This is a genomic window from Streptomyces sp. NPDC053426, from assembly GCF_055585405.1.
Map to the genome: position 1 here is coordinate 347773 of NZ_JBVJKE010000002.1, position 20714 is coordinate 368486.

The 20714-nt window shown below is 69.5% G+C and carries 15 protein-coding genes; 3 read left to right on the forward strand and 12 right to left on the reverse strand.

Features of this window, described 5'->3' with window-relative positions; genetic code table 11:
* Positions 1–46 precede the first annotated feature (46 nt).
* Positions 47–1927, forward strand: a complete 1881-nt coding sequence (locus tag ACZ62B_RS05435) for a hypothetical protein (protein WP_469689315.1) — start codon at positions 47–49, stop codon at positions 1925–1927.
* A gap of 232 nt (positions 1928–2159) precedes the next feature.
* Here ACZ62B_RS05435 and ACZ62B_RS05440 read toward each other — a convergent pair whose 3' ends face one another.
* Both ACZ62B_RS05440 and ACZ62B_RS05445 read right to left on the reverse strand, forming a co-directional pair.
* Positions 2160–3569: an amidase gene (locus ACZ62B_RS05440; RefSeq protein WP_469689316.1), complete on the reverse strand. Its 1410-nt coding sequence runs from the start codon at positions 3567–3569 to the stop codon at positions 2160–2162.
* Between the two features lie 79 nt (positions 3570–3648).
* On the reverse strand, positions 3649–3843 hold the full coding sequence (locus ACZ62B_RS05445) for a hypothetical protein (RefSeq protein WP_030860044.1): 195 nt from the start codon (positions 3841–3843) through the stop codon (positions 3649–3651).
* Between the two features lie 184 nt (positions 3844–4027).
* Here ACZ62B_RS05445 and ACZ62B_RS05450 point away from each other — a divergent pair, with 184 nt between their 5' ends.
* Positions 4028–6169, forward strand: a complete 2142-nt coding sequence (locus tag ACZ62B_RS05450) for a S9 family peptidase (protein WP_469689317.1) — start codon at positions 4028–4030, stop codon at positions 6167–6169.
* Positions 6170–6269: 100 nt separating this feature from the next.
* On the opposite strand, the gene ACZ62B_RS05455 is transcribed toward ACZ62B_RS05450, so the two are convergent.
* From ACZ62B_RS05455 to ACZ62B_RS05500, 10 genes are all read right to left on the reverse strand, one after another.
* The gene (locus tag ACZ62B_RS05455) at positions 6270–7343 is read right to left on the reverse strand and encodes an ABC transporter ATP-binding protein (protein WP_469689318.1); all 1074 of its coding nucleotides are present in this window, start codon (positions 7341–7343) and stop codon (positions 6270–6272) included.
* Positions 7336–8310: an ABC transporter ATP-binding protein gene (locus ACZ62B_RS05460; RefSeq protein WP_468727125.1), complete on the reverse strand. Its 975-nt coding sequence runs from the start codon at positions 8308–8310 to the stop codon at positions 7336–7338. Before ACZ62B_RS05460 ends, ACZ62B_RS05455 begins: the two co-directional genes overlap by 8 nt.
* A 6-nt stretch (positions 8311–8316) precedes the next feature.
* Entirely contained in the window at positions 8317–9297 is a 981-nt protein-coding gene (locus ACZ62B_RS05465; RefSeq protein WP_468727127.1) for an ABC transporter permease, read from the reverse strand.
* Positions 9290–10213, reverse strand: a complete 924-nt coding sequence (locus ACZ62B_RS05470; RefSeq protein WP_344565247.1) for an ABC transporter permease — start codon at positions 10211–10213, stop codon at positions 9290–9292. The genes ACZ62B_RS05465 and ACZ62B_RS05470 overlap by 8 nt, the downstream gene beginning before the upstream one ends.
* Positions 10214–10219: 6 nt before the next feature.
* Positions 10220–11845, reverse strand: a complete 1626-nt coding sequence (locus ACZ62B_RS05475; protein WP_344565245.1) for a peptide ABC transporter substrate-binding protein — start codon at positions 11843–11845, stop codon at positions 10220–10222.
* 212 nt (positions 11846–12057) lie between these two features.
* Positions 12058–13188, reverse strand: a complete 1131-nt coding sequence (locus ACZ62B_RS05480) for an ABC transporter ATP-binding protein (RefSeq protein ID WP_344565243.1) — start codon at positions 13186–13188, stop codon at positions 12058–12060.
* Between the two features lie 27 nt (positions 13189–13215).
* Positions 13216–14277 (reverse strand): ABC transporter ATP-binding protein, encoded by a 1062-nt coding sequence (locus ACZ62B_RS05485; protein WP_344565241.1) that lies wholly within the window; start codon positions 14275–14277, stop codon positions 13216–13218.
* Positions 14278–14288: 11 nt separating this feature from the next.
* A complete protein-coding gene (locus ACZ62B_RS05490) occupies positions 14289–15266 on the reverse strand; it encodes an ABC transporter permease (protein WP_344565239.1) in 978 nt (325 codons plus the stop codon).
* Between the two features lie 113 nt (positions 15267–15379).
* A complete protein-coding gene (locus tag ACZ62B_RS05495; protein ID WP_344565237.1) occupies positions 15380–17179 on the reverse strand; it encodes an ABC transporter substrate-binding protein in 1800 nt (599 codons plus the stop codon).
* Between the two features lie 114 nt (positions 17180–17293).
* The gene (locus ACZ62B_RS05500; protein ID WP_344565235.1) at positions 17294–18334 is read right to left on the reverse strand and encodes an ABC transporter permease; all 1041 of its coding nucleotides are present in this window, start codon (positions 18332–18334) and stop codon (positions 17294–17296) included.
* 441 nt (positions 18335–18775) lie between these two features.
* On the opposite strand from ACZ62B_RS05500, the gene typA reads away from it, so the two are divergent.
* Positions 18776–20683, forward strand: a complete 1908-nt coding sequence (typA, locus tag ACZ62B_RS05505; RefSeq protein WP_344565233.1) for a translational GTPase TypA — start codon at positions 18776–18778, stop codon at positions 20681–20683.
* Positions 20684–20714 lie beyond the last annotated feature (31 nt).

Sequence of the window (20714 nt, forward strand, 5' to 3'; positions counted from 1 at the left end):
AGGAGCACTGAACCGGCCGGACGGCGCGTGCGGTCATAATGCGCGGGTGTCCAGAAAACCCGTGCCGTTGCCCGCCGAGCACATACCGCCCGGTACCGCCGACTGGCGGACTCCCGACGCCCAGCGCTGGCTCGCCGCCGTGCCCGCCCGGTGGGCTCACCCTCTGTGGGCGCTCCTGGCATTGGTCGTCTCGCTGGTGTGGGACGTGGCGGCGGCTCCCGTCGCTCCCTGCACGTCCGCCGAGCCGTGCGGCACCGACTGGCTGGGCCTCGGGACGGTCGTCGTGCTGGTGCTGACCCTGTACTGGGTGTGGCGGCAGCCACGGCTCGCGCTCGTGGGGCTCGCGGCCGTGCTGACGGGGTTCGCCATGGAGGACGGCTTCACGGCGGCGTTCGGCCAACCGTCCGCGCTCGCGTTCCTCGTGGCCGTCGCGTTCGCCACCACCGGGCTCGTCCACCGGCTGGCCGTCGCCGGGCGGCAACGGTCGCTGGCCCTGGAGGCGGCCGGGCCGGTCGCACAGCCGCTGCCCCCCGCCGCGCGGACGTTCCACCGGGGCCGGCTCTCCTTCGTCCTGGCTGTGTTGTCGCTGGCCGTCGCGGGGTTCGGCTTCTGGCAGGCCCAGCAGGTCGCCGATGCGTACGAGGAGCGGGCCGCGGGCGCCACGGAACTGTCCGGACGGGTCACGGCCCTGGACCAGGGCGACGAAGACGTCCTCACGGTGACGGCCGACGGGCTCACCCATCGCTTCGAGACGGCCTACCCCGAGGACTTCCCCGTGGGCAGCCGGGTCGACATCGTCGTGGACGACGACTGGGTGGCGCTGGTCGCGGAGCCGTACGACGTCTTCGGCTGGGAACTGCTGGTGCTGGGCGGCTCCGTCGTGGGGCTGGCGTTCCTCGTGAACGGTGTGGCCGGGCGGACGCGTTCGGAGCGGCTGCGGCGTGGGCCGCTGCCGGTGCTGCACGTACTGGTGCGCGAGGGCCACGACGACGGCCGCACCTGGGTGTTCGCGGCCGACGACCGGGAGGGTCTTCGGCCGGTCCTGCACTTCCACTCGCTGTGCTCCTTCGAGGACGAGAACGAGGACGAAGAAGAGGACGGCCTCGACGTGGACGACGACTCCGAGGCCGACATCGAACTCGGCAAGATCGCGGAGATCCTCCGGAGCGGGGGTCCCACCCCGCCGCTGCGGGAGGCCGTCCTGTACGGCGTCCCCTATGCCGGTGCCGAAGTCGCCTTCGTCTCGCGCGACGACGCGGACGACGCCGAGGTGGCGGTGGAGTGCAGCGTCACCGCGGTGAAACCGGCCGTCCAGGGGTGGGTGGAGCGCGGGCCGCAGCGCCGTGGGCGGGAGAGCCCGCAGCGGTCCGTCGACGAGGTCGCCGCCGACATGACGCCCACGGCGGGCCCTCGGGTGTGGAGGGCTCACGGCTTCTCGCGTGCGGTCGGCCTCGGTCTGCTGCTGGTGCAGGGCGGCGGCACCTGGGCCGCGCTCGACGAGGGGCCGTCGTGGACCTGGCTGTGGTTGGCCGTGGGCCTGCCGTGGCTGGTGACGGCCGTGTCGACGGCACTCACCTGGCGGATCACCGCCGACCGTGACGGGCTGTGGGTGACCGGGGCATGGCGTGTGCGGCGGGTCCCGTGGAACGTGATCACGTCCGTGCGGCACTCCGACGACGGTGTCCGCGTCGGCCGGGCCAAGGACTCCCCCGTGGAGATCTCCCCCACCGGCTGGGCGTGGCTGGAGCGCCGCCTGGGCCGCGAGCCGGGTGCGGAGCGCGTCGCCGAGGAGGTGCGGGCGCTGCTGCTCCGCCCGGAGCTGAGACCGCTGGAGGAGGCGCCGGCGGGGCAGCAGGGCATGCCGGTCGGGCCTCCGCTGGTGGCTCTGACGGTGCTGTGGGGCGCGGCGGTCCTGCTTCTGCTCTGACGGTGCTGTGGGGCCCAGGGAGCGGGCGGGCTCGGTGATCCGGTTCCGGGCCGGGGACACGGAACATTCCCCACCTCGCCTCGCCGTGGCGACACGCGGTCGGGGAGGCCACACTCCGCCGAAAACGTGAGCAGTCGGCAGAGCAACGTCACCCGGACGCTCAAACGAGCAGGCTGAAGGCAGTGAGGGCTGAGATGCTCACGTTTTTCGTCAGTACCTCCCCGAACCCCCGTCAGACGTCCTGAAGGCGCCGGAACGGCCGGTCCGCCTCCAGGGCGAACGCCAGCTCCAGCAAAGTGCGTTCAGCTCCCGGCCGGGCGGAGAACATGACGCCGACGGGCAGCCCGTCCGGTGTCGTGCTCGTGGACGGCAGGGAGATCGACGGGGTGCCGACGACGTTGTCGACCGGGGTGAACGCCACGTAGTCCAGGAGCCGTTCGATCAGCGTGGCGTACGGGACGGTCGGGCTCAAGTGGCCTATCGGCGGGGTGGTGTGGGCCAGGACCGGGGAGAGGATCACGTCGAGGCCGCGGAACCCGGCCGCGTACGCCTCGCGCGTGCGCTTCAGCCGGCGCAGTACGGCCGGCGTGGTCCGCCAGGCCCTCACGTACGTCTCGCGCAGGCCCCGGCTCAGGCCGTCCGTGCGGTGGCGGTCGAAGTCCGCGCCCAGCGTCCTGCCGGTGGCGCCGATCAGGAACGACAGCAGGCCCCAGTACGTGAGGAAGTCGTCCGTGAAGCGCGGGTCGATGGAGAGTTCCACCGGTTCCACGGTGTGGCCGAGCCGTTCCAGGCGCTCGGCCGTCTCCGTCACCGCCGTCCGGGTGCCGGCGTCGGAGCGGACGCCGTTCGGGGAGTCCACCAGGAGCCCGATGCGCAGCCGTCGCCCCGAGGGGCCCTCGACCAGGCCGACGGGCGGCAACTTCGGGTTGCGCCAGTGCTGTTCCGCGGCGGCCAGGAACGCCGCGCTGTCCCGTACCGAGCGGCTCACCACGCCGTCGACGACGAGGTCGATCGGCAACCGGCGGCCCTGCGCGTTCGCCACCATCCGGCCGCGGGTGGGCTTGAGGCCGACGAGGCCGCAGCAGGCGGCGGGGATGCGGATCGAACCGCCGCCGTCGTTGGCGTGCGCGATCGGGACCGCGCCGGCGGCGACGAGCGCCGCGCTGCCGCCGGACGAGCCGCCCGCCGAGTGGTCCGTGTGCCACGGGTTGCGGACGGGTTCGGCGCCCTCGTACTCCGTGGTGGGGCTGAACCCGAACTCGGGCAGCCGGGTCTTGCCGAGCACCGTGACGCCGGTGCTCAGCAACTGGCGGGCGAACGGGGCGTGCCGCCGGGCGGCGCGGGGTGCGAACGCGGCGCTTCCGTGGCCCGTGAGCAGCCCCTGGTAGTCGGTGTTGTCCTTGACGAAGGTCGGCACACCGGCCAGGAGGCCACCGGAGCCGTGCGCCGGGGCGTCGAGGTGCGTCTGGACCGCGTTGAGCCGCGGCTCGACGGCCCTGACCCGGGCCGCCGCGTCACGGGCGGCCTCGGCGGCGCCGACCTCGCGCCGGCGGATCGCCGCGGCGAGGCCGACCGCGTCGTGATCGCCCAGGGCGTCGTCCCGGAAGACATGGACCCTGGCCTGTTCCTCGGAAGTCGTCACCGTCGGCTCCGCCCCTGAACGCATGGATGATCGCCCGCCATCATTCCCTACCGGCGGGTAACACGCGAGGGGGCGGCGCTCAGAAGTTGATGCTGCCGATCATCCCCGCGATGTTCGTCGTCAGCTCGCTGATGGTCGGGGCGATCGTCGACGAGGCGAGGTAGAAGCCGAGCAGCATGCACACCACGGCATGCCCCGCCTTCAGACCCGACTTCTTGATCAGCAGGAAGACGATGATCGCCAGCAGCACCACCGCCGAAATCGAGAGTGCCACGGCGGTTCACCTCCAAAGGTCCCAGGGCGCGGGGTAGGGGGACGTAGGAACATGGGGGCAGGTAAAGCGACACAGCAGCCAGCAGGTTCATACCCACTATGCGCTAACGATCATAACTATCCGTACGTGCGCATCGGTCGGCGCACGGCCGCACAAGGGGGCGCATGGCCAATATGGTCAGGGCATGACGACCGAGACCGACTCCTTCCCCCGACGGCACGCCCGTACCCTGCGCTTCACGCTCGGCGCGCCGCGTTCGTTCAGCGTGGCTCCCGACGGCTCGCGTGTCGTGTTCCTGCGCTCCGGTTCCGGTACGGACCGGGCCAATTCGCTCTGGGTCCTCGATACGGAAGGGGGCGGGGAGCGCGTGGCGGCCGACCCGCGCGCCCTCCTGGGCGGGGCCTCGGAGGACCTCTCCCCCGAGGAGCGCGCACGGCGCGAACGGAGCCGCGAAGGCGGCGCCGGCATCGTCGGCTACGCCACCGACACGGCCGTCGAGTTGGCGTCCTTCGCCTTGTCAGGGCGGCTTTTCACGGCCGAGCTGCGGGCCGGGACGGCACGTGAACTGCGCGTGCCGGGGCCGGTGATCGACCCGCGTCCGTCGCCCGACGGGCGGTACGTCGCCTACGCCTCCCGGGGCGCGCTGCGCGTCGTGGGGGCCGAGGGGGCGGACGAACGGGCGCTGGCCGCCCCGGAGTCGGAGGGCGTCACCTACGGTCTGGCCGAGTTCGTCGCGGCCGAGGAGATGGGCCGCTCGCGGGGCTTCTGGTGGGCCCCGGAGTCGGACCGGCTGCTGGTGGCGCGCGTGGACGACACGCCGGTACGGCGCTGGTGGATCTCCGACCCGGCGCATCCGGAACGGGAGCCGCAGCGGGTGGCGTACCCGGCGGCGGGCACCCCGAACGCGGACGTCCGGCTGTTCGTGATCGGCCTCGACGGGACGCGCACCGAGGTCTCCTGGGACCGGGCGCGCTACCCGTATCTGGCACATGTGCACTGGTCAGCGGCGGGTGCCCCGCTGCTGCTCGTCCAGGCGCGCGACCAGCGCGCCGCGCTGATCCTGGCCGTGGACCCGGACTCGGGGGCGACCCGGATGGTGCACGCCGACGAAGATCGAATTTGGCTTGAACTGTTCCCCGGAGTGCCGTGCTGGAGCCCCTCCGGGCAGCTCGTCCGGATCGCGGACGAGGGAGGCGCGCGACGACTCGCCGTCGGCGAACGACCGCTCACCGGAGCGCAGTTGCACATCCGCGCCGTACTGGACGTCTCCGACGACGACGTGCTGGTCTCGGCGTCGGCGGGCGAGGAGGCGACCGACCCCGAGATCGGCGAGGTGCACGTCTACCGGGTGAACGAACTCGGCGTGGAGCGCGTCTCGCGGGAGCCCGGTGTGCACTCGGCGGTACGCGCCGGGGGCGTGACCGTGCTCGTCTCGGCGGCCTTGGACCGGCCAGGTTCGCGGGTCCAGGTGCTGCGTGACGGGAAACCGACGGCGACTGTCCCGTCGTACGCCGAAGACCCCGGTATGTCCCCCCGCGTGACCCTGACCCAGGGGGGCGCACGCCGAATTCCGTGCGCCGTGCTTATGCCTCGGGACTACGCCGGTGACACCGCCCTGCCGGTGCTCATGGACCCCTATGGCGGTCCGCACGGGCAGCGGGTGCTCGCCGCCCGCAATCCGCATCTGACCTCGCAGTGGTTCGCCGACCAGGGGTTCGCGGTGATCGTCGCCGACGGGCGCGGGACGCCGGGCCGCTCGCCCGCCTGGGAGAAGTCCGTCCGGGACGACATCGCCGCCCTCGTCGTCCAGGACCAGGTGGACGCCCTCCAGGCGCTCGCCGCCGACTTCCCGCTCGACCTTGACCGGGTCGCCGTCCGGGGCTGGTCCTTCGGCGGCTACCTGGCGGCCCTCGCCGCCCTGCGCCGGCCCGACGTCTTCCACGCGGCCGTGGTGGGCGCCCCGGTCACCGATCTGCGCCTGTACGACACCCACTACCAGGAACGCTACATCGGCCACCCGGACGAGCAGCCGGAGGTCTACCGCCGCAACTCGGTGATCGACGACGCGGGCCTGGTCGACGCCGCCCCCGCGCCGCACCGCCCGATGATGATCATCCACGGCCTCGCGGACGACAACGTGGTGGTCGCCCACTCCCTGCGGCTCTCCTCCGCGCTGCTGGCGGCCGGCCGCCCGCACGAGGTGCTGCCCCTGTCCGGCGTCACCCACATGACCCCGCAGGAGGAGGTCGCCGAGAACCTGCTCCGGCTCCAGCTCGGCTTCCTCAAGCGCTCGCTGGGGCTCGCAAACGGGGACGAACCGCGTTAACACGCACGCAACTTCACGGAAGCGGTACCGATATACGGACACGGCACGCTGATCAGCGTACGGCCGTGCGGGTGCCGTAAGCGGGCCGGGATGCGCCATGTCATCCCGGCCCGTCGCCGTGCCCCTCCACCGGTGCCAGTACCCCCGGCGCGGAGCGCCTGATCGATACGGCCTCCGCGAAGTGGCAGGCCGAGTCGTGCGCCACCGGCCCCCCTGCCGGGCGGAACCACTCGGGCACCGCGAGGGCCGGCACCTCCAGCGCGCAGCGCTCCCGCGCCTTCCAGCAGCGGGTGCGGAAGCGGCAGCCGGAGGGGATGTCCGTCGGCGAGGGGACGTCACCGCTGAGGATGATCCGCTCCCGGTGCTCCCTGGCCTCCGGGTCCGGTACGGGCACGGCGGAGAGCAGTGCCTGGGTGTACGGGTGCGTGGGGTGCTCGTAGATCTCGGTGTCCGTGCCGGTCTCCACGATCCGCCCCAGGTACATCACCCCGATCCGGTCGGAGATGTGCCGGACGATCGACAGGTCGTGCGCGATGAACACGTACGCCAGACCGAACTCGCTCTGCAGCCGGTCCATCAGGTTGACGACCTGGGCCTGCACCGACACGTCCAGCGCGGAGACCGGTTCGTCGGCGACGATCACCTCGGGGCGCAGCGCCAGGCCCCGTGCGATGCCGATGCGCTGGCGCTGGCCGCCGGAGAACTGGTGCGGATAGCGGTTGACGTACTCCGGGTCGAGGCCGACGACGTCCAGCAGGTCCTGGACCCTCCTTCGCCGGTCGCCCTTCGGGGCCGCCTCGGGATGGATGTCGTACGGCTCCCCGATGATGTCGCCCACCGTCATACGGGGGTTGAGGGAGGTGTACGGGTCCTGGAAGACCATCTGGATGTTGCGGCGTACGGCCTTCAGGGCCTTGCCCGACAGCCTGGTGATGTCCTCGCCCTTGTAGCGGATCGAACCGGCCGTCGGGCGTTCGAGGTTGACCAGCATCCTCGCGACCGTGGACTTGCCGCAGCCGGACTCGCCGACGATGCCCAGCGTCTCGCCCCGGCCGAGCGTGAAGTCCACGCCGTCGACCGCCCGTACGGCGCCGACCTGCTTGCGGAGGACGACGCCCCGCGTCAGCGGGTAGTGCTTGACCAGGTCGCTGACCTCCAGGACCGGCTCAGCCATTCAGGCACTCCCTCCAGAAGTGGCAGGCGCTCCCCCGCGCCGGCGAGACCTCGTACAGCGGGGGTTCGTCGGTGCGGCAGACATCGCGGGCCAGTGGGCAGCGGGGGTGGAAGGCGCAGCCCGGCGGGACGCGCGTGAGGTTGGGCGGCAGGCCCTTGATGGCGTAGAGCTCCCGGCCCTTGAGGTCCAGGCGGGGGACGGAGTCCAGCAGGCCGCGGGTGTACGGGTGCGCCGGGGCCTTGTAGATGTCGTGCACGGGGGCCGATTCGACGATCCGGCCCGCGTACATCACGGCGATGCGGTCGGCGACGTCGGCGACCACGCCCAGGTCGTGGGTGATGAGGACCAGGCCCATGCCGTACTCGCGCCGGAGTTCCGAGAGCAGCTCCATGACCTGGGCCTGGACGGTGACGTCGAGGGCGGTGGTGGGCTCGTCGGCGATGATCAGGGCGGGTTCCAGGGCCAGCGCCATGGCGATCATGATGCGCTGGCGCATGCCGCCGGAGAACTGGTGCGGGTACTGCCCGACCCGCTCCCGGGCGGCGGGGATGCGCACCCGGTCCATCAGCTCGACCGCCTTCGCCCGCGCGTCCTTGCGGGACGTGCCCCGGTGCACGGTGAACATCTCGGCGAGCTGGTCGCCGACGGAGAGCACGGGGTTGAGGGACGACAGCGCGTCCTGGAAGATCATCGCCATCTCGGCGCCCCGGACCCTGCGGCGTTCGTCCTCCTTCAGTTTCAGCAGGTCCCGGCCCTGGAACAGCACCTCGCCGCCGGTGATCCGGGCGGGCGGCGTGTCGAGGATGCCCATGACGGCCTGCGCGGTCACGGACTTGCCGGAGCCGGACTCGCCGAGCACGGCCAGGGTCTCGCCCGCGTCCACGGCGTAGCCGGCGCCGTCGACGGCCTTGGCGACCCCGTCACGGGTGTGGAACTCCACGTGCAGGTCGCGCACTTCGAGCAGCACGGTCGCTCACCTCAGCTTCGGGTCGAGGGCGTCGCGCACCGCGTCGCCGAGCATGATGAACGCCAGGACGGTGATCGCGAGGGCCCCGGAGGGCCACAGCAGCGCGTGCGGGGCGTTGCGGACGTACGGGGAGGCGGCGGAGATGTCGATGCCCCAGGAGACGCTGGGCGGCTTCAGGCCGACGCCGAGGTAGGACAGGGTGGCCTCCAGGGCGATGTAGGTGCCGAGCGCGATGGTCGCGACGACGATGACCGGGGCGACGGCGTTGGGCGCGATGTGCCGGAGCATCAGGCGGGCGGGGGAGGCGCCGAGCGCGCGGGCGGCCTGGACGTAGTCGTTCTGTTTGACGGTGATGACGGAGCCGCGGGCGATGCGGGAGATCTGCGGCCAGCCGAGCAGCACGATGAACCCGATGACGGGCCAGACGGTGTTGCTGGTGATGACCGACAGCAGCACCAGTCCGCCGAGGACGACCGGGATGGCGAAGAAGACGTCGGTGACGCGGGACAGGACCGAGTCCCAGACGCCGCCGAAGAAGCCCGCCAGGGCGCCCAGGACGCTGCCCAGGACCGCGACGCCCAGGGTGGCCAGGACGCCGACCGTGACGGACGTACGGGCGCCGTGGACGGTGCGGGTGTAGACGTCGCAGCCCTGGCCGTCGAAGCCGAAGGGGTGGCCCGGCCGGGAACCCTCCTGGGCCCTGGCCAGGTCGCACTCGAGGGGGCTGCCGGGGGCGATCGCCGAGGGCCACAGGGAGATGAAGACCAGGAAGAGGATGACCAGGCCCGAGACGAGGAAGACGGGGTTGCGGCGCAGGTCGCGCCAGGCGTCGGACCACAGGGAGCGGGGCTTGTCCCGTGGTCCGGGGCCGCCTCGGCCCTCCGGCCGCTTCTCCAGCGTCTCGGCCTCCTCGACGCCCACCTCCACGGTGCCGCCGATGGCGGCCCCCGCGACGGCGGGCTCGGGTTCGTAGTGCTGCTCAGGCATAGCGGATCCTCGGGTCCAGTACGGCGTAGAGGAGGTCGACGACGAGGTTGGCGACCAGGAAGACCAGCACGAGCACGGTGACGAAGCCGACGACGGTCTGGGTGCTCTGCCGCAGGATGCCCTGGTAGAGCTGGTAGCCGACGCCGTGGATGTTGAAGATCCGCTCGGTGACGATCGCGCCGCCCATGAGGAAGCCGATGTCGGCGCCGATGAAGGTGACCACGGGGATGAGGGAGTTGCGCAGCAGGTGCCGCACGACCACCCGGTGGCGGGGCAGGCCCTTGGCGATGGCGGTGCGGACGTAGTCGGAGCGCCGGTTCTCGGCGATGGAGGTGCGGGTCAGCCGGGTGACGTAGGCGAGGGAGACGGAGGCCAGGACCAGGCCGGGCAGGAGCAGTTCGGCGAAGGGTGCCTCGGTGGAGACCGAGGGCCGGATCCAGCCCCACTTCACGCCGAGCAGCAGTTGGAGCAGCAGGCCGGTGACGAAGGTGGGCACGGAGATGACGACGAGGGTGAACAGCAGGACGCCGGTGTCGACGGGGCGGCCCCGGCGCAGTCCGGTGACCACGCCGAGGGTGACGCCGACGACGACCTCGAAGACGATCGCGATCAGGGTGAGCCGGATGGTGACGGGGAACGCCGTCGACATCAGCTCGGTGACCTCCTGGCCGTTGAAGGCGGTGCCGAAGTCGCCGGTGAAGACGTTCCCCATGTAGGTCAGGTACTGCTGCCAGACCGGCCGGTCGAGGCCGAACTCCTGCCGCAGCCGCCCCGCGGTCGCCGGGTCGCACCGGCGTTCGCCGCAGAGGCCCGCGATGGGGTCGCCCATCACGTTGACCATCAGGAAGATCAGCAGCGTGGCCCCGATGAACACCGGGATCATCTGGAGCAGCCGCCGGACGACGTAGCGTCCCATGGCGGTTCAGCTCACCTTGATCTGGTCGTAGACGGGGACGCTGAAGGGGTTGAGTCTGACGTCGGAGAGGCGTTCGGACCAGCCGGCGCTGCCGTTCTGGTACCAGAGCGGGATGGCGGCCATGTCGTCGCGGACGACCTCCTCGGCCTGCTGGAACAGGCCGACGGCCTTGGCGGGGTCGGTCTCCCGGTTGGCCCGGTCGACGAGGTCGTCGAACCGCTCGTCGGACCACTTGCCGTCGTTGGAGGAGGCGCCCGTGTAGTAGAGCGGCTGGAGGAAGTTCTGGATGAGCGGGTAGTCCATCTGCCAGCCGGCGCGGAACGGGCCGCTCATCTCGCGGCCGGTGATCCGGTTGCGGTAGTCGGCGAAGGTGCCGACCGGTTCGGCGACACAGGCGCGTTCGTCGTCCAGCGCGTTGTTGATGGAGTTGCAGACGGCGTCGACCCAGGCGCGGTGGGAGCCGGTGTCCGCGTTGTAGGTGATGGTCACCTTGCCGCCGGGCAGCCCGCCGCCCTCCCGGATGAGCTTCTTGGCGTCGTCCGGGTCGTACTCGCAGAACTCCCCGCACAGGCCGGCCCGGTAGCCGCCGTCCTTGCCGAGGACCGGGGAGGTCCAGTCGGTGGCGGGGGTGCGGGTCCCGTGGAAGAGCGTGTCGGTGATCTGCTCGCGGTCGATGGCCATGGACAGGCCCTTGCGGACCTTCTCCGCGCCGGGTCTGCTCCAGGCGTCGTCGTAGTAGGGGAAGGCGAGGGTCTGGAGGATGCCGGCGGGGGTGTTGAGGTAGCGGTCGCCGAGGTCGCTCCGCACGTTCTTGAGCTGGGCGGCGGGGACGTCGTCGACCAGGTCGAGGTTGCCGGCCATCAGGTCGGTGTAGGCGGTGTTGTTGTCGGTGTAGACCTTGAGGTCGACGCCGCCGTTGCGGGCCTTGTCGGGGCCGGGGTAGTCGGGCCGGGTGCGCAGGGACATCTGCGAGCCGCGGGTGTACGAGTCGACCAGGTACGGGCCGTTGCCGACCGGCTTCTTCACCCAGGCGTCGTGGTCGTCGAAGAAGGCGCGGGGCAGCGGGGCGAAGGCGTTGTAGCCGAGGGTGTCGGGGAAGGTCGAGAACTTCTGGGTGAGCGCGACGGTGAAGGTGCGGTCGCCCGTGACCTTCAGGCCGGACAGGGTGTCGGCGGTCTGCTTGCCGCCGTCCTCCGGGTGGACCTTGTCGTAGCCCTCGATGTAGCCGAAGAAGTACGCGTTGCGCTGGTTGTTCTTCAGGCTCGCGCCGTAGTTCCAGGCGTCGACGAAGGACCGGGCGGTGACCTTCTCGCCGTTGCTGAAGGTCCAGCCGTCCTTGATCGTGATCGTGAAGTGCTGCGAGTCGGAGGTCTCGATCCTCTCCGCGAGCATGTTCTCCGCCTCGCCGGTGACCGGGTCGTACCGCTTCAGTCCCCGGAAGATCATGTCGAGGACCTTGCCGCCCTGGACCTCGTTGGTGTTGGCCGGCTCCAGCGGGTTCTGCGGGTCACCCCAGGAGGCGCTCAGTACGGCACCGGAGTCGCCGGCACTGCTCTCGCCTCCGCAGGCGGTCGCGGCGAGGGCGACCGCCACCGCGCAGACGGCCCATCGGGCGTGCGTGGCTCCGCGCATGGGGTGCCTCCTCGTACGTGCGCCGACCCTTTACGCCAATATCGACACAAAAGGTTCACCACGCACACGTACGGCGTCTGTACGAGGGGGACTCCAGCCGTATGTACGTATGAGACGCCCGGAGGGGGCGGTGAAAGGGCAGCCGAAAGGGCACGGGTGCGGGAGTCCTGCGCTCCCGCACCCGTGCCCCGGGTCCCTTCAGGGGGCCGACGTCAGGCCTTGGCCACGTCGTTCTTCTCCAGCGCCTTCAGCCCCGGGTCCATCACCACGTCCTCGGCGCGGGCCTCGGTCGTGGGCTCCTCCGGGAAGTGGCAGGCCGTCAGGTGCCCCGGCTTGCTGCCCTCGATCCGGAGCAGCGGCGGCTCCTCGGTCGCGCACTTGTCCTGCGCCTTCCAGCAGCGGGTGCGGAAGCGGCAGCCGGACGGCGGGGAGATCGGCGAGGGCACGTCTCCCTCGAGACGGATGCGCTCCCTTTTCTCCGCGTCGATGTCGGCGTCCGGGACGGCGGACAGCAGCGCGTGCGTGTACGGGTGACGGGGGCCGTTGTAGATCGAGTCGCGGTCCGCGATCTCCACGATCTTGCCGAGGTACATCACCGCGACGCGCTGCGAGAAGTGCCGCACGATCGCCAGGTCGTGGGCGATGAAGACGAAGGCGATCCCCATCTCCCGCTGCACCTCCTGCAGCAGGTTCACCACCTGGGCCTGGATCGACACGTCGAGGGCCGAGACCGGCTCGTCGGCGATGATCAGCTTCGGCTCCAGCGCGATGGCGCGCGCGACGCCGATGCGCTGGCGCTGGCCGCCGGAGAACTCGTGCGGGAAGCGGTTGTAGTGCTCCGGGTTGAGACCGACGATCTCCAGGAGTTCCCGGACCCGCTTCTCACGGCCGCCCGGCGGGTTGATCCCGTTGATCTCCATCGGGCCCGAGATGATCGTGCCCACGGTCTGCCGCGGGTTCAGCGCCGTGTACGGGTCCTGGAAGATCATCTGGATCTCGGACCTGATCGGCGCCAGCTCCCGGCGGCCGGCCCGGCTGATGTCCTTGCCCTTGTACTCGATGGTGCCCGTGGTCGGCTCGTACAGCCGGGTCAGCAGCCGGCCGGTCGTCGACTTGCCACAGCCGGACTCGCCGACGAGGCCGAGGCTCTCCCCCGGGAAGACCTCGAAGTCGAGGCCGTCGACGGCCTTGACCGCGCCGACGGTGCGCCGGATCGGGAAGCCACCCTTGATCGGGAAGTGCTTCGTCAGACCACTGACCTTCAGCAGCGGTGCGCTGTCACCGTCCCGCTGCTGCGGGACGGTGTCGGCGACCGCCGTGGTCGTCTTGCTGTTGTCGCTCATGGTGATGCCCCAGTCGCCGGTTTCCGCTCAGCCCAGCCGGGGCTGAATCTTCTCGATGAACACCTGCTGCCGCTGCTCCGCCGTCAGGTGGCAGGCGGCGGCACGTCCCTGGGCGAGCAGCGGGCGCTCGCCCGAACAACGGTCCCCCGAGACCTTGTCGGTGAAGCCGCACCGCGGGTGGAACGGGCAGCCCGAGGGCGGGTTGAGCAGGGAGGGCGGCGATCCCGGGATCGGCATCAGCGGCTCGTCGACGGAGCCGGAGAGCCTCGGCATCGAGCTCAGCAGGCCCCAGGTGTACGGGTGCTGAGGCGACTTGAGCACCTCGCGCACCGAGCCGCGCTCCACGGCACGGCCGGCGTACATCACCAGGATGTCGTCGGCCATGTTGGCGACCACACCGAGGTCGTGGGTGATCATGATGATCGCGGAGCCGAACTCCTGCTGCAGGTCCTTGAGCAGGTCGAGGATCTGCGCCTGCACCGTCACGTCGAGCGCCGTGGTCGGCTCGTCGGCGATGAGCAGGTCCGGGTCGCAGGAGAGCGCCATGGCGATCATGGCGCGCTGGCGCATACCGCCGGAGAACTGGTGCGGGTAGTCGTCGACCCGCTGCTGCGGGTGCGGGATGCCGACCTTCTCCAGCAGGTCGATGGCGCGCACCCGGGCGTCCCTCTTGGAGGCGCCGGTGTGCTTCATGAACGGCTCACCGATCTGCCGGCCGACCGTGTAGTACGGCGACAGCGCGGTCAGCGCGTCCTGGAAGATCATCGCCATCTTCTTGCCGCGCAGCGTCTCCAGCTGCTTCTCGCCGGCCGTGGTCAGCTCCTGGCCGTCCAGCGTGATCGTTCCGTCGACGGCGGTCTTCTTGCGGTTGTGCAGGCCGAGCACGGCCAGGTTGGTCACCGACTTGCCGGAGCCGGACTCGCCCACGATGCCGAGGGTCTTGCCGCGCTCCAGGTCGAAGGAGAGCCCGTCCACCGCCTTGACGATGCCGTCGTCGGTGGAGAAGTGGACCTTGAGGTCGCGCACCGAGAGGAAGGCTTCCCCCGCGGCGGCGGCCGGAGCCTCTTCGGGCTTGGTCTGAGTGGTCACGGTGGGTTCTCCTAGGACAGACGCACGCGCGGGTCGATGACGGCGTACAGAGCGTCCACGATCAGGTTGAAGAGGATGATGAGCGCGGCGCTGACCAGCATGACGCCCATCAGCATCGGCAGGTCCTTGTCGGTGACGGAGTCCAGCGCGAGCCGGCCGAGACCGGCCAGACCGAACGTCAGCTCCGTCACCATGCCGCCCGAGAGCAGCGAGGACAGGTCGATGCCGAGGATGGTGACGATGGGGATGAGGGAGCCGCGCCAGGCGTAGCGGAAGAAGACGAAGTTGCCCGACATGCCCTTGGCGCGGGCCGCCTTGACGTGTTCTTCCTGGAGCTGCTCGATCATCGAGGACCGGCTCATACGAGTGTAGTTGGCGGTGAAGATGGTCGCCATGACGACCCAGGGGATCAGCAGACCCATGAACCAGCCGCCGAGGTCCTCGGAGAAGGGGACGTACTTCGGCTTGTCGAGCCATCCGGTGCTGTAGACCAGGCCGAGCAGCACCAGCGGGCCGAGGAAGTAGATCTGCATGGAGCTGACGACCAGCGAGCCGGAGCTGAAGGTCTTGTCCACCCAGGTGCCGCGGTACTTCGCGGCGAGCATGCCGGCGCCGAGGCCGACGACGAGGAAGACCAGCAGGCTGCCGACGGTCAGCGAGATCGTCAGCGGGAAGCGGTCGACGATGGTGTCCCAGACGTTCTGGTTGTTGGCGAAGGAGACACCGAAGCAGGGGGCGTCGCAGTGGCCGACGGCGAAGTCACGGCCGGCGAAGATGCCGATCAGGAAGTTCCAGTACTGGACGGTGACCGGCTGGTCGAGGCCGAGGTTCTTGTGGATGATCTCCAGCGCGTCCGGAGTGCAGTTCTTGCCACAGGCCAGCAGCGCCGGGTCCTGCGGGATCGCGAAGAACATGAAGAAGGTGAACGCACTGATCAACACCAGGATCAGCGCCGCGCCGAATGTCCGGCGAATGAGGAATGGAAGCATGGCAGGAAGCTGCTCTCAGGACGGCGGCAATTCGGAGGGTGAGTCTGGAGACGTCCGGGGCCCGGTGGTGGGCGCTCCGCCGCGCGCCCACCACCGGGATCCCGGGCCGGCGGTTACTTCTTCAGGAAGACCCGGGTGACGTCCACGTAGCTCGAGTCGGAGCTGTAGCGGATGCCGCCGACGTTCGAACCGAAGATCTGGAAGACCTTGGTGTAGTAGATCGGGGCGGCCGGGTTGATCTCCTTGGAGATGTACTCGTTCAGCTCGGCCCACGCCTTGGTGGCCTCGGCGGTGTCGGTGATCTGCAGGATGCGCTTGATCTCCGAGTTGACGTGGTCGTCGTTGATGTGCGAGTAGTTCGACGAACCGTCCTGGATCTGCGTGCCGTCGTAGAGCGGCGGGAAGACCGTGGAGGCGGACGGCCAGTCCTGGCCCCAGCCGGTCATGTACAGGTCGTAGCCGTTCTTGACCTTACCGACCTGCTCGTACCAGGTGGCGCCGTCGATCTCCTTCTTCTGGATGTCGAGACCGATCTTCTCCAGGGCGTCGGTGATCAGGACGGCCTGCTGCTGGCGGACCGGCGTGTTGGCGTAGGCGTAGACGAGGCTCTTGCCCTCGAAGCCGCCTTCCTTGATCAGCTTCTTGGCGGCCTCGATGTCGCCGTTGGGCTTCTTCGAGCGGTTGAACGGGTCGAAGGCCTCGTCGTAACCCGGAGTCGTGGGCGACATCAGGGAGTTGGCGACCTCACCGCCGTAGGCGCCACCGTCGGCCTTGAAGACCGAGGCGGAGGGCATGGCGAGGGTGATGGCGTCACGGAGCTTCTTGTCCTTGACGCGGTCCATGTTGAAGTTCAGCTGCCACACGTAGGGCGCGTAGCCCTGGACGGTGCGCTTCATGGCCTCCTTGTTGCTCACCACCTTCTGGAGCTGGGTGGTGGCGACCTGGCCCGTGAACATCATCGCGTTCTTGGCCTCGCCCTGGTCGGCCAGGAGCGTCTTGGTCTGGTCCTCGTCGTCGTGGTTCATCGAGATGTTGAAACCGTCGACGTACTGGTGACGCACGGAGTCGGACTTCGCGTCCCACTCGGCGTTCTTGACCAGCTTCATGGACTTGCCGGGCTTGAAGTCGGCGATCTTGTACGGACCCGTGGCGACCGGGTCGGAGTCGTACTTCTCCTTGGTGTCCGTCTCCTCCGGGACGACGCTGTAACCGGGCATGGTCAGCATCTGCGGGAGGTCGGGCTGCGCGTCCTTGAAGTGGAAGACGATCGTCTTGTCGTCCGGCGTCTCCAGGACGTCGTTCGGCAGGTGCTTGCCCTTGAACGGACCCTCGTACGCGTCGCGGTAGGTGGTGCCGGCACCGGACAGCCACTGCTGCAGGTAGGTCGGACCGTCGGTGATGAAGGTGGCGTAGAGGCGCTCGATCGTGTGGCGGACGTCCGCCGAGTTGATCGGGTTGCCGTTCTCGTCCTTCAGGTCGTCCTTCAGGGTGTAGGTCCAGGTCTTGCCGCCGTCCGAGACCTTGCCCGCGTCGGTGGCGAGGTCACCCACGACGGTCAGGTTGCCCTGGTCGTCCTCGGAGTACTGGGTGAGACCGCGGAAGATGAGGCGGCTGAGCAGCTTGCCGTCCGAGACGTAGATCTGCCCCGGGTCCAGGTGGGAGAAGTCGTCCTCCTGGTAGACGGCCATGGTGCCGCCCGGCTGGGCGCCCGGGACCTCGGGAGCCGGACCGGTCGACGCCTTCACGTCACCGATCTGCACCGGCTTCGACTGCGACTTGGCGTCCTCTTTCTGCTTGCTGTTGTCCTTGGCCGGACTGTCGCTGCCGCCGCCACCGCAGGCGGTGAGGGTCAGGGCGCCGGCGGCGACCGCGACGATCGCGGCCGTGGCGGCACGGTTACGGAAGATGCTCATGGGGACGGATCCACCTGCCTGTGAGTAGTGAGCACTGCTGGTACGTGGTCGGAGCCGGGCCGTACGGCGCCGGGGACCGGCCGGGCGAGCGTGTGGGGGGATTTCCCCTGTGGCTCAGCGCCCCGTCTTGGGATCGAAGGCATCCCGCACCGAGTCGCCGAGGAGGTTGAAGGCCACGACGAAGATCACCATGGCCACTCCGGGGAAGAGCATGTAGTACGGATCCTGCTCCACGGTGTTGGCGCCGATGGCGAACATCCGCCCCCAGTCCGGCGTGGGTTCGACGTAGCCCACACCCACGAAGGAGAGGAACGCGATACTGAGGATGGTGGCGGGCAGCATGAGCGTCGCCTGCACCAGCGTCGGCGTGACGATGTTGGGCAGCAGTTCCTTGCGGATGATGCGCCAGGGGGAGGCCCCGGAGATCCGCGCCGCCTCGATGAACTCCCGGTCGCGCAGGGAGAGCGTGGCGCCACGGACGATCCGCGCCATGCTCATCCAGCCCAGGAAGGACAGCACGATGATGATCGCGCAGGTGCGCACATAGGTGGGCGTCTCCTTGTCCGGGGCGACGAACACCGTGGTGATGACGGGCATCGCGGCGACGAAGAACAGCTGGCTGGGCAGGGCCATGAAGAAGTCGGTGATCCGGCCGAGCCAGTAGTCGATCTTCCCGCCGAAGTAGCCGCCGGCGAGGCCGATCAGCACACCCAGCACCGTCATCAGGATCGTCGCGGCCAGCGCCGTGGCGAGCGAGGTCCGGATGCCGTACAGCAGCTGCGTGAACACGTCACGTCCCAGACCGGGCTCGACGCCGAACCAGAACTCCCCGTCGATGCCGCCGAAGGCCTTCGCCGGCATGGTGAACATGTCGAGGAGCTCCGGGTTCTCCTGCCCGTAGAGGGTGTACGGGTCCTTGCCGTACACCTTCGAGATCAGCGGGGCGCACGCGGCGGCCACGAAGAAGAAAATCACCACACACGCGGCGACGACTCCGGTACGGTCGCGCTTGAAGCGCTGCCACATCAACTGGCCGGGGGAACGACCCTCGGGCTGCTTTTCACTCTTGGCGACCGCGTTTTCGGTGGTCGCCGCGAGCTCAGGGTCCAAGACAGCCGCGGACCCGGAGTCCTCGGCCTTGATTGGACTGGTCATCGTGTTCGTCCCCCGGGGGGTTGGAGAGTTGAGCGCAGCACAGATACCGGCAGGTTCTGTGGTTTGGGGGAACTTTCGCCAAGACAGTCAACGCGCGTCAAGGGCGGAAGGCATAGGGATCTCCCTACCGTTCATATTTTGAGCGAAAATTGCAAAGATTGACACCTACGCGCGCTTGACACCTCTGGAGAGAAAGCGGCAATTCGGACAATTAGGTACAGCTTTTTCTTTACATGTCCGAAACGTGTTCGCGCGCACTCCGATATCCGAACGCGTCCTTCCGGCTCCCAGGAGTAACAGAGGGCCCACGGGCTCGCGAAGGCGGACCCTCCGGCGGCCCCGTACCATGGGGTGAGGCCGAGGCGTGTTCAGCCCGGCAGGGCCCGCACACCACAGACGCCCGTGCGGGGCATTCCTCAGCACTCCGGGAGTACGCCTTTTATGGCCACGCGCCACGACATCCGCAACGTCGCCATCGTCGCCCACGTCGACCACGGCAAGACCACCATCGTGGACGGCATGCTCAAGCAGGCCGGCGCCTTCGCCGCGCACCAGCTCGACTCGGTCGACGACCGCATGATGGACTCGAACGACCTGGAGCGTGAGAAGGGCATCACGATCCTCGCCAAGAACACGGCGGTGAAGTACCACCCCAAGGACGGCGGGGAGCCCATCACCATCAACATCATCGACACCCCCGGCCACGCCGACTTCGGCGGCGAGGTCGAGCGCGGCCTGTCGATGGTCGACGGTGTGGTGCTGCTGGTGGACGCCTCCGAGGGCCCGCTGCCGCAGACCCGCTTCGTCCTGCGCAAGGCGCTCCAGCAGCGGCTGCCGATCATCCTCTGCATCAACAAGACGGACCGCCCGGACGCCCGCATCGACGAGGTGGTCAACGAGACCTACGACCTCTTCCTCGACCTGGACGCCGACGAGGAGCAGATCGAGTTCCCGATCGTCTACGCCTGCGGCCGGGACGGTGTGGCCTCCCTCACCAAGCCCGAGGACGGCACGGTCCCGGCGGACTCCACCAGCCTGGAGCCGTTCTTCTCCACGATCCTGGAGCACATCCCGGCCCCGACCTACGACGAGGACGCCCCGCTCCAGGCCCACGTCACCAACCTCGACGCCGACAACTTCCTCGGCCGTATCGCCCTGCTCCGCGTGCACCAGGGCGAGCTGAAGAAGGGGCAGACGGTCGCCTGGATGAAGCGCGACGGGTCCGTCTCCAACGTGCGCATCTCCGAGCTGATGATGACCGAGGCGCTCACCCGCAAGCCCGCCGAGAAGGCGGGCCCCGGTGACATCTGCGCCGTCGCCGGCATCCCGGACATCATGATCGGCGAGACCCTGGCCGACCAGGAGAACCCGGTCGCGCTGCCGCTGATCACGGTGGACGAGCCGGCGATCTCCATGACCATCGGCACCAACACCTCCCCGCTGGTCGGCCGCGGCGGCACCGGCAAGGGCGCCGACAACAAGGCGGCCGTCAAGGACCGCAAGGTCACCGCCCGACAGGTCAAGGACCGCCTGGACCGCGAGCTGATCGGCAACGTCTCGCTGCGCGTCCTGGACACCGACCGCCCCGACGCCTGGGAGGTGCAGGGCCGCGGCGAGCTGGCGCTGGCCATCCTGGTCGAGCAGATGCGCCGCGAGGGCTACGAGCTCACCGTCGGCAAGCCGCAGGTCGTCACCAAGGAGATCGACGGCAAGGTCCACGAGCCGGTCGAGCGCATGACGATCGACGTCCCCGAGGAGCACATGGGCGCCGTCACGCAGCTCATGGGCGTCCGCAAGGGCCGGATGGACAACATGTCCAACCACGGCTCGGGCTGGGTGCGCATGGAGTTCGTGGTGCCCTCCCGCGGTCTGATCGGCTTCCGTACGGAGTTCCTGACCCAGACCCGTGGCACGGGCATCGGCCACTCCATCCACGAGGGCCACGAGCCCTGGTTCGGCACGCTCACCACCCGTAACAACGGCTCCCTGGTCGCCGACCGCGCCGGCGCGGTCACCGCGTTCGCGATGACCAACCTCCAGGAGCGCGGCGTGCTGTTCACCGAGCCCGGCACCGAGGTGTACGAGGGCATGATCGTCGGCGAGAACTCGCGCTCCGACGACATGGACGTCAACATCACCAAGGAGAAGAAGCTCACCAACATGCGGTCGTCCACGGCCGACGTGGCCGAGTCGATCGTGCCGCCGCGCAAGCTGTCGCTGGAGCAGTCCCTGGAGTTCTGCCGCGACGACGAGTGCGTGGAGGTCACCCCGGAGGCGGTCCGCATCCGCAAGGTGAACCTGGACGCCCGCGAGCGCGCCCGCGCCGCGAGCCGCGCCAAGCACGGCTGATCCCGACGCGCACGAGGAGCGGCACACCCCG

Bases quoted from the DNA above. Each gene is read 5' to 3' on its own strand.
- ACZ62B_RS05450 (WP_469689317.1), top strand. From the start codon at position 4,028: ATGACGACCGAGACCGACTCCTTCCCCCGACGGCACGCCCGTACCCTG.
- ACZ62B_RS05455 (WP_469689318.1), bottom strand. From the start codon at position 7,343: ATGGCTGAGCCGGTCCTGGAGGTCAGCGACCTGGTCAAGCACTACCCG.
- ACZ62B_RS05465 (WP_468727127.1), bottom strand. From the start codon at position 9,297: ATGCCTGAGCAGCACTACGAACCCGAGCCCGCCGTCGCGGGGGCCGCC.
- ACZ62B_RS05470 (WP_344565247.1), bottom strand. From the start codon at position 10,213: ATGGGACGCTACGTCGTCCGGCGGCTGCTCCAGATGATCCCGGTGTTC.
- ACZ62B_RS05475 (WP_344565245.1), bottom strand. From the start codon at position 11,845: ATGCGCGGAGCCACGCACGCCCGATGGGCCGTCTGCGCGGTGGCGGTC.
- ACZ62B_RS05480 (WP_344565243.1), bottom strand. From the start codon at position 13,188: ATGAGCGACAACAGCAAGACGACCACGGCGGTCGCCGACACCGTCCCG.
- ACZ62B_RS05490 (WP_344565239.1), bottom strand. From the start codon at position 15,266: ATGCTTCCATTCCTCATTCGCCGGACATTCGGCGCGGCGCTGATCCTG.
- ACZ62B_RS05495 (WP_344565237.1), bottom strand. From the start codon at position 17,179: ATGAGCATCTTCCGTAACCGTGCCGCCACGGCCGCGATCGTCGCGGTC.
- ACZ62B_RS05500 (WP_344565235.1), bottom strand. From the start codon at position 18,334: ATGACCAGTCCAATCAAGGCCGAGGACTCCGGGTCCGCGGCTGTCTTG.
- typA (WP_344565233.1), top strand. From the start codon at position 18,776: ATGGCCACGCGCCACGACATCCGCAACGTCGCCATCGTCGCCCACGTC.